Here is an 18,047-nt window from a genome sequence, read left to right as displayed (position 1 = left end):
ATGTTCATATTTTTGAGTTTCCTATATCGTTTCTTATAAGAAACCGTATAACTATACTTTGGTGTATCTTGTAACAAAAAAGAAACACATTCGTCTTGAGCATATGAACAGAACATTATATTGGTATTGTATTCTTTGTATAGTTTCGGCATCGGCTTTTGCGCAGCAAAGCACTACAACTATTTCGGGACAGATTTTGGATAAGGAAACCAATGAACCCATTGTTTATGCCTCTATTTATATTAAAGATCTAGCTATAGGAACAACCTCAAATGAAGAAGGTTATTTTACTTTTTATGTTCCCAAAGGGCAAGAAGATGCTTCAATAATAGTATCTATGATTGGATATGAGTCTATTGAGAAAAAAGTACGTACATTTTCTGATCATCAAAAAATCATATTGAGTTCTAAAGTTAATAGCCTAGACGAAGTAGTGATCACTTCTACCAAAAAGAAAGCGCTTACGGCAAAGGATATTATTAAAAAAGCATATAAGAGTATAAAGAATAATTACCCCAATCAACCTTATATCTTAGAAGGTTTTGTGAGAGATCTTCAAAATGAAGATGATCAGTATGTGGAGTACCTGGAGTGTGCGGCAAAATTGTATTATAAAGGCTACACCAAACAAATTGAACCTTCTGTAGAATTGGTGGAAGTACGAACAAGTCAGATTGCAGAAAAACATCCATGGAATGCGAATGAAGAGCGTAAGAATTCGATTATGGACTTGATCGAAGATGATTTCATTCGCTTTGATTATGGTCCTATTAGAGCAAAAAAAGGTTGGAATTATGAAATTGAAAGTATTCTGCCATATAACAAAAGATATGTCTATAAAATTATCGGGATCGATAAACCATTTCAAAAAGCCATACTGTATATTGATACAGAAACCTTTGCCTTTGTGAGAATGGAATTAACAAGGTCGGCTATCAATAACAGATCCTGGAGAAGAAAATTTACAAACGGAGCACTACAAGTGTATTATAATGTAATTTTTGAATATCAGGAGTATAAAGGTAAAATGTATCTAAAATATCAAAAGGAAGAAGATACCTGGAAAATATTTAAAGGGTTAGAATCACAAAAACTCTTATTTATAAAAAAGCCTAAAAAAGAGCTTTTTATCAATAAGATTATTACTGATAACGTGGCCCAATATCCTTTTACAAGAAATATGAAGATTAGTACTAGCATAGAAAATCAGGCAAAACCCTATAACCAGGAATTTTGGTCAACATATAATGCACCTCAACAAACCGAAAAAGAGAGCAAAATTATTGAAGAGCTAAAAAAGATTAATTAATTGTCTTTATATAATAATTAATAATTGTTATCCGTATACTCGCAATTTAAAATCATACAATATTTGACTTATTATAAATTTTGATGTTTTATTTATACCTTCAAAATACACAATAGATTCCCATACATTATTCCTAGTAAAATCTTAAAAATCTATCTCTTATCTATGTTTAATAAAATTTAAAAAATTACGACCTTTATCCATGTAATGAAATCACACAAAAACCGACTTAGTAAACATGATCAAGGAGTTTAAAGAATTTTCGACCGAAGCTATACTAAAAGTTGGTAACGAAGAATTATTACAATCGTATACCAAATCAGAAATTATAGTTTTATATACTTTTATTTGGGCTAGAGAAGGTGATGCAATTATGGAGATTGACGGAATTTTGACTACGGTCGAAAAAGATACTATTGTTGTATTAACACCAGATCAATATTTTAAATTTATTAGCGGATCTGATCTAATCACATATCAGTTTAATAGAGAGTTTTACTGTATTAAAGATCATGATAAAGAAGTAAGCTGTATGGGTGTACTTTTTTATGGCAATAGTGCAGTTACTCCAATAGTTAAGCTCAATGTTACAGAACGCAATAAACTAGACCAGTTACACAATGTATTTTTGGATGAGTTAGATACGGTAGATACTATACAGGCAGAAATGTTGCGCATGTTAATGGCTAGATTTATCATTACAACAACACGACTTATTAAACAACAGCATAATTTTGATGCATTAGATGATCAAGTTGATCTTATCAGAAGTTTTAATATTCTTGTAGATACACATTTTAGAAAGGAACATTCTGTAGCGTTTTATGCTGAGAAATTATTTAAGTCACCCAAGACATTATCTAATAATTTTGTTAAACTTAAGAAAAGTCCTTTGCAGATTATTCACGATCGCGTAATTTTAGAAGCCAAACGCCTACTTATCTATACAGACAAAACTGCTAAAGAGATCGCCTACGAAATAGGATTCGAAGACGCTTCTCATCTTAGCAGAATGTTTAAAAAGCATACGTCCTTTTCTCCTTCAGAGTTCAAAAAACAATTAAAACCAGAACCTGCAGGGAAATATTGACCAGCTTTAAGGAAAAAGTGCCATTATATCATATTTGTTTTTGCCCCAACTTTGTACTATAAAAACAACGTAAAATCTCCGAAATATATTCGGGTAAAATATATAGATATGAAAACTTCGATTCACACTATCAAAATAGCACTGTTTAGTATCTTATTTCTGTCAGCTTCTGTAAGCAACGCACAGATCATTTATGAAGACGAGCTAGAAACTGTATACCTTAGTAAAAATGCTGAAGAAGTGGTATACACAAATAATTTTAGCAACTTTAATGGTCGACTAATTGCTACAAACCAGATCAATTTCAGAATAGAAATACAAAGAGCAAAACAAGATAAAGATTATTTGCTGTTTCTTTCTGAAAGAAGTAATCTTGAAATATTGGCATCTGCTTATCTAAAAACGATACGTAAAGGAGCGAATAGAAGTTCTGATGCAGAAGCATTTGCAAAATTCCTTAACGATAGATTACCCGAATTAATGCACCAATTTAAAAAAGACAATAACCTTGAAGAATTGTATATGTACTCAAGAAAGAATACATTTAATGGGAAAATAGACGCTTTGCCGAGTGTTTTGTAGTATAAGATTATACTAAACAAGCTAATTAAACAACAACCACAAACAAAAATGAAAAAAAAATTACCCCTATTACTACGAATCCTCGTAGCAATAATTTTGATTCAAACCCTCAGATTTAAATTTACAGCTCACCCAGACAGTGTTTATATTTTTACAAAAGTTGGACTAGAGCCTTATGGTAGAATAGGAACCGGAATAACTGAACTTATTGCCGGAATTTTACTTTTAATACCAAAAACAGCATGGGTAGGTGCCATGTTAACACTTGGTATTATAGGAGGGGCCATTATGATGCACATTACAAAACTTGGGCTTGAAGTTAATAATGATGGTGGGGTTCTTTTTATCACTGCTGTGATAACTTTTCTCTTAAGTGCAGTTATCTTATGGACAAAAAGAAAAGAAGTTAAATTCTTTTAATTATATATTGTAGGGTTATATAGTACTACAATCCTAACCTCAAAAAATTAAGCATACCTCCACAATCGTGGGGGTATTTCTTTTTTAGGAAAAATTGACAAGTCCTCGGGAAAAACATTCATTTCTTTCCTCTCTTTTGTAATGCATCTTTGTACCAGAAATTAAACATTAAATAATAGGTCCCAAGCTAATTTGGAATCGAAATTTTAAAATAAAGTATATGAACATTCAGAATAAATCAATTTTCAATTTAATCGAAATTTTTCGTCAGGGAAAAAGAAAAGTAATCAATTCTATTCACGCCAAAACACATTGCGAACAAAAAGGTATTCATGATTTCTATTGTGATGCAGAACGGCCTTTTATTCAAAAATAGATGATAAAAAAGTAACTCGGGAAGATTTGACAAGTGATCGGGAAAAACATTCATTTTATACCCTTTATTTCTGCCAGATCTTTGCAGTGTTAAATTAAAATAACAAAATAAATAATAATAAACCCCGAAAAAATTTCGGGATCAAAAAACACAAAAATTATGAGCACATTTAATGTACCAACAAGAGATGAAGTAAGCGCCAATAACCAGGCAATATTTGACAACCTTAATAAGGGATTAGGTTTTGTACCTAACTTATATGCAACCTATGCACATAGTGATACAGCATTAGAAAACTATTTAACTTTTTCAAATGCAAAAACATCACTTTCTGCTAAAGAAAAAGAAGTAGTAAATCTTGCAGTTAGTCAAGTTAATGATTGTATCTACTGTTTATCTGCACACACAGCAATCGGAAAAATGAATGGATTTACAGATGAACAAATATTAGAACTTAGAGCAGGAGGAGCTTCTTTTGATACAAAGCTTGATGCACTGGCTAAATTTGCAAAAAACATTACAGAAAACAGAGGAAAAGCAGATCAAGATGTAGTAGATAATTTATTAGCAGCAGGATATACCAAAGGAAATTTAATAGATACTATCGTATTAGTAGGAGACAAAACTGTTTCTAACTACTTACACAGTACAACTAAGGTTCCTGTAGATTTTCCAGTTGCTCAACCACTAGAAACCGCTTCGGTATAAGTGTAACCACATAAGATAGATACTCCACAAAAAGGAGGGCATATATACTACCCTCCTTTTTTAAGAATAATTTTAAAATCAGTAAATAATTTAAATAAATAAGTAAAATCATGAAAAAGTTAATCACAGCATTCACATTTATTTTAGCCATCACTTTTAGTGCACAAGCACAACAAGTAAAAACAGTTGCTTTAGAGCAAACTAAGGGAGAATTCACTCAGAAAGAAGTAAAATTATCTGAAGGAAGTTATGTATTTAACATTACTAATAACCAAGCAGGTACAGATGTTGGTTTTGTTTTAGTTCCTGAAGGAAAAGATGTTTCTGATGCTAAAAATCATATTGCTGCAGCATATGTAACTAAAGTAGTTGCTGAAGGTAAAACAGAAAGTTCTAAAACGGTAAAATTAGAAAAAGGAACGTACACATACTTTTGTCCTTTAAATAAAACTCCACAATATAAATTAGTTGTAGAGTAAATATTCTAATTTTTTATAAATACTTAAAACCTTGTTAATCTAGATTAGCAAGGTTTTTCTTTTTATATTTTTGCCAAAAATCAATCAAAATGAAAAATATACTTGTATTGGGATTGTTAATTTTATTTTTATCCTCTTGTAAAACAGAAGTCAAAAAAGAAAAATCTTATGATGATAACGTAGAAGTAAGAGATCCAGAATTGGCAAAAGAAAGTGATAGAGAAAAAATTCGTACAACAGCAGAGGCTATTGCTGATGCTAATGGTCTACAAAAATGGAACAAAGTAAAAGAACTAAAATTTACTTTTAACATCGATCGTGACAGTAGCCATTATGCACGTTCATGGAGTTGGAAACCAAAAAATGATATGGTGACTTTAACTTCTGCTCAAGATACCATTACATATAACAGAACTCAGTTAGATAGCACTTCAATAAAGGCAGATCAAGGATTTATAAATGATAAATATTGGTTGTTAGCCCCTTATAATTTGGTATGGGATGCTGCTAGCTTTACCTCAAAACACGAAGTAAAAGCAATTGCTCCTATCAGCAACACCGAAATGCAAAAGTTAACCATTGTATATAAAGATAAAGGAGGATATACACCTGGTGATGCCTATGACTTTTATTTTAAAGGAGATTTTATTATTAAAGAATGGGTCTTCAGACAAGGAAATACAGCAGAACCTTCTTTGATTACTTCATGGGAAGATTATCAAAATTTTAATGGAATTAAAATTGCTAAAACTCATAATCGTAAAGATGGAAATTGGAAACTTTACTTTACAGATGTAGCAGTTATTATGGAATAAAGCAACAACATAAAATTTATTAAAACCTCTCAAGTTATGACGTACTTGAGAGGTTTCTTTTATATGAACAATTACTATCTACTTTTTCAAAAACTTAATATTTTGAACTGTTGATACTCCATAAAACTTTAAGAAATACAAACCTGTTTCATATGAACTCATATCTAGGTTTATACTTAAATCTTTTATAGAAATTGGCTGATCAACAATGGTTTTTCCTTGCATATCAAAAATTCTCATTTGATAATAATCATGTGTGTGTGATAACTTTATTTGCATCGTATTTAATACTGGATTTGGAAATACTAATATTTCACTTTCTAAATTATCACCCCCAAAATTTGTTAATCGAGACGTATTGCAATTACCTACAGTAAAGTTATGCTTGGCAGTTGCGGTATTATTCTCTCCTCCTGTCGGCAAGCTATACGTGTAGTAGAAATAAATCTGTTCTCCTTGATTAGCATTGATTTGAAAAGGAACATTAGGAGTAACTATGTACCCAGGGTATGGCCCAGTTTCTGAAGTACTATAATATAAAATACATACGGTAGATCCCATTCCTGTTATTTCGGGAACAAAAGTAAGCGTTGGGTTTACAGTTTCAACTGAAACTTCATAAGCATAATCGCCATTATCTGCACTACCTGAACAACCAGTTCCTCCTCCTGTTGTGTCTGAAGAAGCTTTAAATTCAGTATAGTTTATATTTAACCCTGCAGCATCAAATACAATTCGCAGTTCGTGTATTCCTGCACTAATTAAAATGTTATTTATCGTTATTGTTTCATAATTCTGCCATCCGTTTGTATTAGGTACAGATATAACTTCCGTAATGGAAACCCCATCTAATTCTAGATGAAATTTACCATTGCCATTGGGGGAGGCAATACGGAAGTTAACATCATAAATATCTGAAGAAGCTGAAGCATCAATAGTATATGCTAACCACTCTCCTGATTCGACCCATCCAACATTATACATTCCTGTTGTATCTCCAGTATTCTCTATATCTACATCTTCCTGTCTATAGGCTCCGCCAGTATTTCCTGTACTCGTATCATAATATCCCACACCTGCTCCGCCTTCTTTATAATCTTCTGCTTCTATAACACCGGGTATTGTTACATAAGATCCTGTGTTTTCATTTACACTAATAGATGTAGAACCAGAAACAGAACCACTAGTAGCAATAATGGTATGTATTCCCGTAGTTGATCCTGTATATATACCATTACTATCTATTGATCCTCCTGTAGTAGTCCAAGTAAAACTGGTCTCATAAGTATCTCCATTTTGATCAAATCCCTGAGCATCGAATTGTTCCATTTGTCCCTGGTTTATTATTACGTTCTGGGGATTAACAACTATAGAAGTCAAAATTGGTGTTTGAGAAGCTATTTCTTTTGTCAATGATCTTAAATTATCTATATAAAAAACGTCTCCACGACTAGTATTAGGTCCAAACAAAAACACAACAGTATCTATCTGTGCATCTGTAACGATTAGATCTGGAGTGCTGGTTAATACGAACTCTAAACTATGCCAGCTATTTTGTTCTTTTACAGCAGCCTGATATACACTATGTCTACCAGCTGGATAGTTTGAAGGATTTGACAAATAGCTGGCTTCTAATTGCCAACTAATAATAGTTCCAACAGGGGCACTTGTATATACATCCATGGCAAACCTCTTTTCTTCAGAAACATATGCGCTTGCATCATTAATAAAATTCGTATCAAAAAATAATACATCATACAATTCAGAAGAATCTCTCTCATAACGACCTGCTTGAGAAGATCCATTAATTGTATTAGCTTCTGGATTCCCTATATTAGCAGTATAAGCACCTGTAGTGGTTGAATTAAGGGCTAGGTTGTCACTACCATTATAATCCTGAATCATCTCAGAGAATTTATAGGAAGGTGGTAATTTGGTTATACCATATCTAAAGTTATCGAAGTAATATGTCTCACTTGTATTCGAACCTGGATCAAAAAGTATCGAGATTTCGTTAATAGAAAAATTAGACGTTCCTGCATCTGGGGCTGAAGAATAACTAAATGCTATTGTATGCCATGTATTTTGTTCTTTAACAACTCCACTAAATTGACTATTTCTCCCTGCAGGAAAATCATTTTCAGAATTTGCCTGGTTTTCTAAGCTTAGAGAAATTTCAGTTCCGGCAGGAGCAGCTGTATACACATCCATAAAGAAAATATGTTCTCCTCTTATAAAAGGACCACTATTCTCAATCGCTGCTGTATTAAAACTTACCACGTCATAGGTTTCTGTCGAACCTCTAACATATTTTGCTGCATTTGTACTATTATTAATGCTATTGCTTCCTGGGTTTGTTACATTTTCTGTATACACTCCATTTTGAAAAAAAATCGTCAATTGATTTATTCCATCATAATTTGCTATAATAACTTCTTCTAACAACACCGCATCAGGTGCATCCATTTTTCTTATGTTATCAATATAAACGGTATGTCCTGTATAGCTATCGGGATCTATTAATAGCACAAGTTGATCTACTTCTAATGCTCCAACACTAGTATCTGGTCTATCAACCAATTCAAATTCCAGCGTTTCCCATTGATTTTTAGTAGTTGTCTTTGCTCTATATCTACTATGTCTCCCAGAGGGCCAATCTCCAGCAGAAAGCGTCCCGTTTTCTATTTGTAACATAAACTCTGTTCCGATTGGGGCATCACTATACACATCCATCCAAATAGTTTTTTCTTTGGAAGTATATTCTAAAGCATTCCCTATATCTGAAGTAGTCATATATACCCCATCATACTGAGCTCCTGTAGCTCTCACATATTTACCCACTGTTGAAGAATTATTTACTGAATTTGGTTCTGGGTTGGCTACTGATTGGGTTAGTATTCCATCTGTTTTTGAGGTATATGTTAATTTTCGATTTCCCTCGAAATCATCATACACAAATTCTAAAATTTGTTCTGGATTTACAGAGACACTCATTTTATATTCGTTCTCTCCACAATTCGGAACATTTACATTGACTTTGACATCTCCTCCTGTAGTTCCCCAGTTCACCAAAATAGAGTTAGTACCCTGTCCTGAAATAATTGAAGCTCCGTTAGGCACTAACCAATTATATGATGCTCCGTTTATTGCTGTTATACTATATGTTTTGTTTATTTCACCTTCATAAACTCTATTATCTCCTGTAAGTTGAGTATTAAAAGCTCCAGAATATACACGTACATAATCGACTTCCATCTGTGTAGGGTAATCTGCTGGAATGGGTGGAATATTACCTGTAAAAGGTGTTCCTACTCCTCCTACTGCTACATTTAGAATAATATACCAATCTCCATCTGCAAAAGGCCATGGATCTACTGTATTCGCAGGAGTAACCGTATGATATAACTGATCATCTACATACCATCTTATTTCATTAGGTTCCCACTCTACTGCGTATTCATGAAATCCTGCAGAAAGATCTAAGCCTGCATTATATTCTCTACCATTGTATTGCCATCCTCCATTAGAGTAGTGTACTGTTCCTCCTATGGTCGTAGGATTTTTATGTTCGGCTTCCATAATATCAATCTCGCCAGTAAATGGCCAATTACTTTGCTCGGGAAGCATCCAAAATGCTGGCCATATTCCACCTGCAGAAGGCAACTTAATGCTTGCTTCATACCTTCCATATTTAGAATTAAACTTACCTGAAGTAATTAGTTTTGAAGAAGTATATTGTTTTCCTCCAAAGGCTTCATTTTTTGTAGTAATTACCAAATTACCATTCTGAACAGTTGTATTTTCGGGTCTATACCATTGTTCTTCTGCATTTCCCCAACCACAAAGAGTAGGACATCCATCTCCATTATCAAAACTCCATTTACTAAGATCTACAGAATTACCAGAGAATTCATCACTAAATATAAGCTCTGAGCATTGCGTATATGTTTTACTCGTGAAAAAGATCAGAGTAATTAAGGTTATCATTGTTTTAAAAAAAGTGTTTCTTTTCATAATTGGATTTGTTTGTGTGTATTATTAAGTTTAATTCGTTCAAATTTTGACATGAAAACCTCTTTCTCATATAGAAAAGATATGTTCATGTTTAAGCCTATGATATCATCAATCATAGATATCATAAATGAATTGCATCCCTAATTTTCCCAATTAATTGTATTGAAACCTTTTTTGTTTATCCCCTCAAAAAAGTTGCCCCGTATTTACACTTGTAAAAAGCATATGTCCTTGATGTAACTTAAGCCATATATGACGTTTCATATATTTTTATTAAATCACGATGTAGAGTTATTTTATATTTATTCTCACTTTAGTGTTATTTCCAGATTTTGATATAATCAATCTCAAATTGTTTTGGAAATATTGTATCGTCTACTTCTGGTCCTCCAAAATTTCCACCAATCGCAAGGTTTACTAGTAAATAAAAAGGTTTATTAAAAGGCCATGTTTTGTCATTTTTTATTTCTGGCGAAAATGTATAAACCAGTTTACTATCGATATAAAATTGAATTTCATCTTCTGTCCAAATCGATTTATAAACATGAAAACCTTCTTCTATAGTCTTATGTATTGTTTTTTTAGAATTAATAGTATTACCAAAACTTTCTTTTGTGTGTAATGAGGTATAAATTGTATGAGGTTCTTTACCCACATATTCCATAATATCTATTTCACCACAATTGGGCCATCCTTTTTCATCTATATCAGATCCTAACATCCATATTGCTGGCCATAGACCATGCCCCGTTGGTAATTTGGCCCTTACCTCAATAGTTCCGTATTGAAATTCTATCTTATCTTTGGTAGTTATCCTTCCCGATTGGTATATTTCTTTATCTTTTGTTGCTGTAATAATTAGATTACCATCATTAAGTTTTATATTTTCTTGTGTATAAATTTGTCTTTCATTATTTCCCCAACCACAAAGGTTTGGACATCCATCTCCTAATTCATAATTCCAATAGGATTCATCCAATTGTTCCCCATCAAAATTTTCCTCCCAAATAATCGTATCAGAATTTCCACAGGAAATAAAAATTAAGAACAATATATACATGAGTTTTTTCATAAATTCTATCGTATTTCAAAATTAGTTTTAATGGTCTTATCAGAACTTCCCCCAACAAACACTTCGAATTCACCAGGTTCTACAACCCACTGATTGCTATTGTCATAAAATCCTAAATTTGTATTATCCAAAACAAAATTTACTGTTTTGGTTTCTCCGGGCTGTAGAGAAGTTATTTTAAAATCTTTTAATTCTTTTACAGGTCTGGTTATACTGGCAAAAAGATCTCTTATGTACAATTGTATTACTTCTTTACCCTCAATATCTCCTGAATTTGTTATGTCTACAGAAACTTCGATTTTTGGGGCTCCATGTGACGGGTTTACTTCATTTATTTTTAGATTTTCATATTTGAAAGTAGTATAACTTAGTCCATGACCAAAAGCATATAATGGTGTATTCTTCTGATCTGAGTAGTGTGACCAAAATACAATATCCGGATCTGGTTCAGTTGGTCTTCCTGTATTCTTATGATTATAATATATTGGGATTTGTCCAACATTTCTAGGAAAAGACATTGGTAATTTTCCACTTGGATTATAATCCCCATATAAAACTTGGGCGATTGCATTACCGCTTTGTGTTCCTAAATGCCAAGCTTCTACAATAGCAGGGATATGTTTATCTGCCCAAGTAATTGTTAATGGACGACCATTATTTAATACTAAAACGATATTCTTATTTACTTTAAAAACTTCTTCTAAAAGTTCTTGTTGAACACCTGGTAAACCTAACTCTGACCTACTTCTTCCTTCTCCGCTCTGAAATCCAATTTCACCTAAAACCATGACTACAACATCTGCTTGCTGTGCTACTTTTAGCGCTTCCCCAAACTCGCTTTTATCTGTAGTATTTATTTTTGTCTCGGTCACAAATGTTGTTTTTCCTATAGAAACATCAGCTCCTTTGGCATATACCACTGTATTCCCTTTATACTGATGCATTCCTTCTATTACAGATACTGCTGTATTATCATCTGCCGCAATTCTCCAACTTCCTAAAGGGCTATTTTTATCGCTGGCTAATGCTCCAATCAAAGCTATTTTTTGTCCTTCCTTTTTTAGAGGAAGTAATTGTTTATCATTCTTTAGAAGAACAATAGATTTCTTAGCCACATCCAAAACTGCTTCTTGGTTAGATATACTACCAATAACCTTTTTTTCTCTATCTTCATTACAGTATCTGTAAGGATCTTCAAATAACCCTAATTCATATTTTACTCTTAGAATTCTTCTAGCTGCATCACTTATCAACTCCTCTTTAACTTTACCTTCTTTTACCAGATTTGCTAAATGTTCTACATACAGATAAGATTCCATATCCATATCCGATCCTGCATTAACTGCCATTTCTGCGGCATTTTTTCCATCTTTTGCATATCCATGTGCTATCATCTCTGTAATCGATCCCCAATCAGAAACTATAAATCCATTAAATTTCCAATCGTTTTTTAAGATATCCTGTTGTAGCATTTTATTTCCTGTTGCAGGAACTCCGTTAAGCTCATTAAAGGAATTCATAAATGTTCGTACCCCGGCCTCTTTTGCTGCTCTAAATGGTGGAAAAATAATATTATTCAATGTAGATGTTCCCACATCTACAGTATTATAATCTCTTCCTGATTCTGAGAATCCATATCCTGCAAAGTGTTTTGCGCAAGCAATGATTGTATGTTCTGCAGAAAGGTCTTCTCCTTGAAAACCTCTTATTCTTGCCTCTGCAATTTTAGAACCCAAAAAAGGATCTTCTCCTGCCCCTTCCATTACACGCCCCCATCTTGCATCTCTATAGATATCAACCATTGGTGCGAATGTCCAATTTATTCCTGCTGCAGAAGCTTCTTTTGCAGCTATTTCTGCTGATTTCCTAATCGCATCCATATCCCAACTTGCTGATTCTGCAAGTGGAATAGGACTCATTGTTTTATATCCATGAATTACGTCAAAACCAATAATCAAAGGAATTCCTAACCTTGATTCTTCCACGGCAATTTTCTGAACGGCTTTAACATCTTTAACTCCTCTTACATTAAGCATAGAACCGACCCAGCCTTTACGAAGATGTTCATATTTTTTTGCAGCAACTCCTTCTTCTGGTCTTGGTCCAGTGAGATCCCAAAAACCATTATATTGATTCATCTGCCCTATTTTTTCTTCTAAAGTCATGATAGAAAGTAGAGAATCTACTTTACTTTCAATAGTACTATCGATGACATCGGAATGAACATTAGAAACTAAGATATCTGAACCTACTGTCGTTTGCTTGCAGCTGGTTAGAAACATAAAGGATACAATTCCAATAAAAAAAATAATATGGTCATTTTTCATTTCTGAAGCTAAAATTTTGATCTGATAACAAATTTTATGGGAAGGCTATCTGTGGTAAATAGCCTCCCAATCTTAAAACAATTAAAAAACAAAGTGTACATCAATACATTATTGATATACTCTTACATAATCTATTTCCATAGTTGATGAAGTAAATGCAGGATCAATAGTCCCTCCAAAATTTCCTCCCATAGCAACATTTAGAATTAAAAAGAAGTCCTTATTAAAAGGTAATCCGCTATTATTTGTAAACGTGTGAAAAAGTTGATCATCGACGTAAAACTTAATTTCTGTCGAAGACCATTCTACGCTATACTTGTGAAAAACACTGGAAGCATCACTAATTATCGTATTTTGAGTTATTGCATTTCCTCCAGAATTACCGGGAAAATGCAGTGATGAAAACACTGTGTTTTGCTGATTCCCAACATGCTCCATAATATCGATCTCACCAGCTGCGGGCCATATATTAGTTTCGAAATCTGCACCTAACATCCATATTGCAGGCCATGTTCCTCCCCCAGAAGGCAATTTTGCACTTACTTCTACTTTACCATAGGTAAACTCAAATAAATCCTGAGATTTAATCCTCGCAGAAGTAAATGCTCCACCTCCTTCTGCTTTGGCAGTAATTTTAAGTAATCCTCCTTCTACAATGACATTACCGGGGTCATTAGTATATGATTGTGATTCATTATTTCCCCAACCATTATCTCCTGTGCCCAAATCATAAGACCAATTTGTAGCACTCGGGGCTCCATCTGTATTGAATTCATCTGACCAAACCAGAGTATCAAAAGGTGGTTCTGTAACATCTCCAGATGTTTCTGGAACAAAAGTATGGTACCATGCTAATTGACCTCCACCAAAATCTGCTGGTACATCCTGGATTCCACGAACTGTTAATTTATCTGAAGAAAGTTCTATGATCTCGTATTCCTCTACTCCTGACCAATAGGACAATGTACTATTTTCTACAGTCATTACTCTTTTACCCTCATCATTTTCAAAAATCACAAAACTTGAGTTAGTGGCAATCTGATCAGTAATATCCCTGCACTCATCAACAAACTCTGCAGGAGTAGCACTAGGAAAAAACCCAGTGACTTCTGTCCAGTTAATAAACGTTTCATTATTATTCCCTGTGATTAATTCGAACCCATACATATCATTTGCATCATAACTAAATACCAATACGTCATCATACAAACAAGGGTTTAATGCGTTTGGTGATGCACTAAAAAATTCGGGGAAATCATTTGTTGTTGGTCCCACTCCAAAATGTCCGCCGACACCACTATCCCAAATCCATCGTTTGCTGCCATCACCGCCAATCATCTCTAGTGTTTCCTGATCTATAAACAGCCTTACATCCAAATCCAATTCTATCGTTTGTGAGGAAGAAGTTCCACCTGTACCAAAAGCAACCACTGTAATTAAAACAGTATATTGCCCAGATTGTGTAAATCTAAATGTTTGAGATTCGCCCGGCGTTGCTACTATTGGGTCACTATTTTGAGTAAAGAAAATATGGAAATTTAGTGCATTATCAGCTTGAGGAGTAATTGTAACATTACCGGTTTGCCCATCTTCTATTACGGCTTCAATTTGCAAATTAGAAGGAGAAACAATTGCTGTTAATACTGCATCATCATCCTGACAACCCATACATATCAAAAGGGCAATAACTGAGAATATATTTTTAAACTTATTCATACAATACAATTGTTAATTAATCTATCTGTTTTAAATCATCTATATAAAAGACTCCTGAAGTCGTACCTGGCCCATCTACAAAAATTACCATTGTAGCATATTGACCAGTTGGCACAAAAGGTTCTCCTACTCCTTGGCTTCCATCAATAAAACTTTTTGTAGCATCTGTGGCAAAATCAAAACTTAATTCTTCCCAGCCTGTTCCTCCGTGATTAGCAATTACTTCATTTTGGCGTTCTCCACTAACTCCTCCCTCAAATTTTAGTAGGATCGGAACTGCAACATTTGCCCAAAATTTTATAGTAATCGTCTTATTGGTTCCACCAAAATCCACCGGAGTCTCTAAATTAAAGGCTCCTCCTTCAAAATTTACTCCAGCATTGGTGATTGCCCCTACTTTTGAAGCTTGGCTATTAACTCCAGAGAGGTCAGGGTTATCCAATACTTCATAACTGGCTCCATTAAAAGTTCCAAAATCATAAGTTACCAAACTACTATCAAATGTAATTGGAAGTTCTAGCAATGTTTGTTCACCTCCCGGTTGTTCTATATCATCTATATAAAAAGTCCCTGAAGTCGTACCTGGCCCATCTACAAAAATTACCATTGTAGCATATTGACCAGTTGGCACAAAAGGCTCTCCTACTCCTTGGCTTCCGTCAATAAAACTTTTTGTAGCATCTGTGGCAAAATCAAAACTTAATTCTTCCCAGCCTGTTCCTCCATGGTTAGCTACAACTTCATTTTGACGCTCTCCACTAACTCCTCCTTCAAATTTTAATAAAATCGGAACAGTAACATTTGACCAAAACTTCATAGTAATTGTCTTATTGGTCCCGCTAAAATCTACTGGAGTTCCTAAATTAAAAGATCCTCCCTCAAAATTCACTCCTGCATTAGTAATTGCTCCTACTTTTGATGCTTGGCTATTAACTCCTGAGAGTTCTGGATTATCCAATACTTCGAAACTAGCTCCATTAAAGGTTACAAATTGATAATTAACAGTAGGGCTATCAAATGTAATTGGAAGTACAATAGGATCGTTAGCTATTGGCACTGTAACTACTTGTGTTGACTCAATCGTAGCTATTCCTCCTCCTCTAGCAATTACTCTCACAGTGTAATCTCCAGGAGATTGATAAGTATGTTCTACAGTCTCTCCTGGCATTATTATAGTTGGGGTTTCATCGACCACATCACCAAAATACACATCAAATAAAGTAGCAAAATCTGCGCTAGCTCCAACAGTTATTATAGCTGGGTTTATAACACTTTGATCTATAGTTACAAGAAGATTTTCTGGTGCTCTAAAAGAAACTATTACTTCCTGTAAAAACTCACTAATAAGACCTGTTGTTCCTACTCCAACAATTTTTACAGTATATGTTCCTTCAGAATATATATGCTCAGCAGTACCTCCTGGAAGTATTATAGTTGGTTCTTCATTTTCGACATCTCCAAAATAAATCTGGAATGACGATACCGACACCCCACTTGGAGTGATGGTCACAAGACCTGTATCATCTTGCGTTACATTAAAATTCGCAGTTACTTCAGTTGGTGGTGCTATTTCCTGAAAAACGATAGGGTCTTCATCCTCATTACATCCACTAAATATAAATGTTGCTACAATTACAAACACTAATGATTTTATAATTTTCATTGTCTTATTTTTTTGTTTAATACCCTGGATTTTGATTCCATCTATTTCCTGCCAATTGAATTTCTATCAATGGTATCGGAAAAACTTCATGTTTTCCTGTAGTAAACCCTTCTATTTCCTGTGCTGCACGACCTGTTCTTACTAAGTCAAAGAAATGATGTCCTTCTCCTACTAATTCTACTCTTCTCTCATTGTAAATTGCATCAGTTAATGCAGCACCTGTAGCAGTAATATCTGCTAACTGAGCTCTTGTTCTTACTCTATTAAGATATATCTGTGCCTGTATATCATCAGGTGTTGATTTTCGATTATGAGCTTCTGCTGCCATTAATAATACATCGGCAAATCGAATTGCTCTGTAGTTATTAGGATTGGTAAGATTAGCATCACCAGTATTTAGATCTCCTTGGCGCGCAATATATTTTCTATTATAATACCCTGTGTGTTCAAAACCTGTAGAAAAAGTGGCTCCTGTAGTTGCTGCCCAGGCATCGATATCTAAAATAGCAACATCTCTACGAATATCTCCAGCTTCAAAAGCATTAAAAACTTCTTCAGTTGGCACATTAAAACTAAAACCAGAGTCAAATACCGTTCCTGAATAATTTCGTATACCATTAAAACCTACAGCTACATTCCCTTCGCTACATTGCAGACAATCAAATCCTGCCCCTTCTTCGTCTGTATATTGCACTTCGAAAACAGATTCTATATTGTTTTCTCCTTCTTGTTCGAAAATAGAATTATAATCTACTACTAAATCATATGGTCCTGCTATTACTTGATCTAAAATTACTGCTGCTTCTGTAAATTTATCTTGAAACAAATATACTTTCCCTAATAATGCACGAGCAGCTCCCTGAGTTATACGACCAGCTTCTGCCTGAGTAACAGGTAAGTTATCTGCAGCAAATAAAAGATCTTCCTCTATCAATGCGTATACTTCTGCTTTTGGTGTTCTATCTATATCAAATTGTTCTCCGAATTGAATTCTCTTATCTATTGCTAAAGGAACGTCTCCAAACCATTTTACCAGTTCAAAATAATAATATGCTCTTAGAAAACGAGTCTGGGCAATTACTCCTTCTTTTCCAGAAAAATCAGTTTTATCCTGAAATTCCATAATATAATTTGTTCGGTTAACACCTGCATACATCCAACTCCAGATATCTCTTAACTGTTGATTGACTGGTGTGTGTATCATATCATCAATTTCTTGTATTCCTGGAGAATCTGTTGCACTTTCACCGCCCGCTAATGTGTTATCTGATGCAATCTCTCCTAGCATTACATTTAGATAAGTAGATTGTAATAAATCATATGCTGCTATTAAAGCATCTTGATATTCTTCTTCTGTATTGAAAAAATCTTCTGAGTTTGGATCTTCAGAATCTACATCAACAAAATCATCACTGCATGAAATCATCAGTCCTAGTACTACAAAAAAGAGTATTGATTTTATATTTTTTTTCATGT

The 18,047-nt window shown here is 33.9% G+C and carries 14 protein-coding genes; 8 read left to right on the top strand and 6 right to left on the bottom strand.

Features of this window, described 5'->3' with window-relative positions; genetic code table 11:
- The first annotated feature begins 103 nt into the window (after positions 1-103).
- The 8 genes from DK442_RS04780 (at position 104) to DK442_RS04750 (ending at position 5,779) form a co-directional block, all read left to right on the top strand.
- On the top strand, positions 104-1,309 hold the full coding sequence (locus DK442_RS04780; protein WP_109434723.1) for a carboxypeptidase-like regulatory domain-containing protein: 1,206 nt from the start codon (positions 104-106) through the stop codon (positions 1,307-1,309).
- 238 nt (positions 1,310-1,547) lie between these two features.
- Positions 1,548-2,399: an AraC family transcriptional regulator gene (locus DK442_RS04775; RefSeq protein ID WP_109434722.1), complete on the top strand. Its 852-nt coding sequence runs from the start codon at positions 1,548-1,550 to the stop codon at positions 2,397-2,399.
- Positions 2,400-2,507: 108 nt separating this feature from the next.
- A complete protein-coding gene (locus DK442_RS04770) occupies positions 2,508-2,981 on the top strand; it encodes a hypothetical protein (protein ID WP_109434721.1) in 474 nt (157 codons plus the stop codon).
- Between the two features lie 48 nt (positions 2,982-3,029).
- Positions 3,030-3,401 carry a DoxX family membrane protein gene (locus DK442_RS04765; protein ID WP_109434720.1) on the top strand — a complete coding sequence of 124 codons (372 nt, stop codon included), beginning with the start codon at positions 3,030-3,032 and terminating at the stop codon, positions 3,399-3,401.
- A 220-nt stretch (positions 3,402-3,621) separates the two neighbouring features.
- Positions 3,622-3,777, top strand: coding sequence for a hypothetical protein (locus DK442_RS28105; RefSeq protein WP_160114052.1), 156 nt, complete (start codon positions 3,622-3,624; stop codon positions 3,775-3,777).
- A 159-nt stretch (positions 3,778-3,936) separates the two neighbouring features.
- A complete protein-coding gene (locus DK442_RS04760) occupies positions 3,937-4,485 on the top strand; it encodes a carboxymuconolactone decarboxylase family protein (protein WP_109434719.1) in 549 nt (182 codons plus the stop codon).
- A 110-nt stretch (positions 4,486-4,595) separates the two neighbouring features.
- Positions 4,596-4,964: a cupredoxin domain-containing protein gene (locus tag DK442_RS04755; RefSeq protein ID WP_109434718.1), complete on the top strand. Its 369-nt coding sequence runs from the start codon at positions 4,596-4,598 to the stop codon at positions 4,962-4,964.
- 89 nt (positions 4,965-5,053) lie between these two features.
- On the top strand, positions 5,054-5,779 hold the full coding sequence (locus DK442_RS04750) for a hypothetical protein (protein WP_109434717.1): 726 nt from the start codon (positions 5,054-5,056) through the stop codon (positions 5,777-5,779).
- Between the two features lie 78 nt (positions 5,780-5,857).
- Here DK442_RS04750 and DK442_RS04745 read toward each other — a convergent pair whose 3' ends face one another.
- The 6 genes from DK442_RS04745 to DK442_RS04720 form a co-directional block, all read right to left on the bottom strand.
- Positions 5,858-9,793 (bottom strand): family 16 glycosylhydrolase, encoded by a 3,936-nt coding sequence (locus DK442_RS04745; protein ID WP_109434716.1) that lies wholly within the window; start codon positions 9,791-9,793, stop codon positions 5,858-5,860.
- 319 nt (positions 9,794-10,112) lie between these two features.
- Positions 10,113-10,865 carry a family 16 glycosylhydrolase gene (locus tag DK442_RS04740; protein WP_109434715.1) on the bottom strand — a complete coding sequence of 251 codons (753 nt, stop codon included), beginning with the start codon at positions 10,863-10,865 and terminating at the stop codon, positions 10,113-10,115.
- 5 nt (positions 10,866-10,870) lie between these two features.
- The gene (gene bglX, locus DK442_RS04735) at positions 10,871-13,192 is read right to left on the bottom strand and encodes a beta-glucosidase BglX (RefSeq protein WP_109434714.1); all 2,322 of its coding nucleotides are present in this window, start codon (positions 13,190-13,192) and stop codon (positions 10,871-10,873) included.
- A 108-nt stretch (positions 13,193-13,300) separates the two neighbouring features.
- The gene (locus tag DK442_RS04730) at positions 13,301-14,908 is read right to left on the bottom strand and encodes a family 16 glycosylhydrolase (RefSeq protein WP_109434713.1); all 1,608 of its coding nucleotides are present in this window, start codon (positions 14,906-14,908) and stop codon (positions 13,301-13,303) included.
- A gap of 16 nt (positions 14,909-14,924) precedes the next feature.
- Complete coding sequence (locus tag DK442_RS04725) at positions 14,925-16,571, bottom strand: PKD domain-containing protein (RefSeq protein WP_109434712.1); 1,647 nt, start codon at positions 16,569-16,571, stop codon at positions 14,925-14,927.
- A gap of 16 nt (positions 16,572-16,587) precedes the next feature.
- Positions 16,588-18,045 carry a RagB/SusD family nutrient uptake outer membrane protein gene (locus DK442_RS04720; RefSeq protein ID WP_109434711.1) on the bottom strand — a complete coding sequence of 486 codons (1,458 nt, stop codon included), beginning with the start codon at positions 18,043-18,045 and terminating at the stop codon, positions 16,588-16,590.
- Positions 18,046-18,047 lie beyond the last annotated feature (2 nt).

It is taken from the genome of Aquimarina sp. AU119 (assembly GCF_900312735.1).
Lineage (GTDB): Bacteria > Bacteroidota > Bacteroidia > Flavobacteriales > Flavobacteriaceae > Aquimarina > Aquimarina algiphila.
This window is presented reverse-complemented; position numbering and strand designations above follow the sequence as displayed.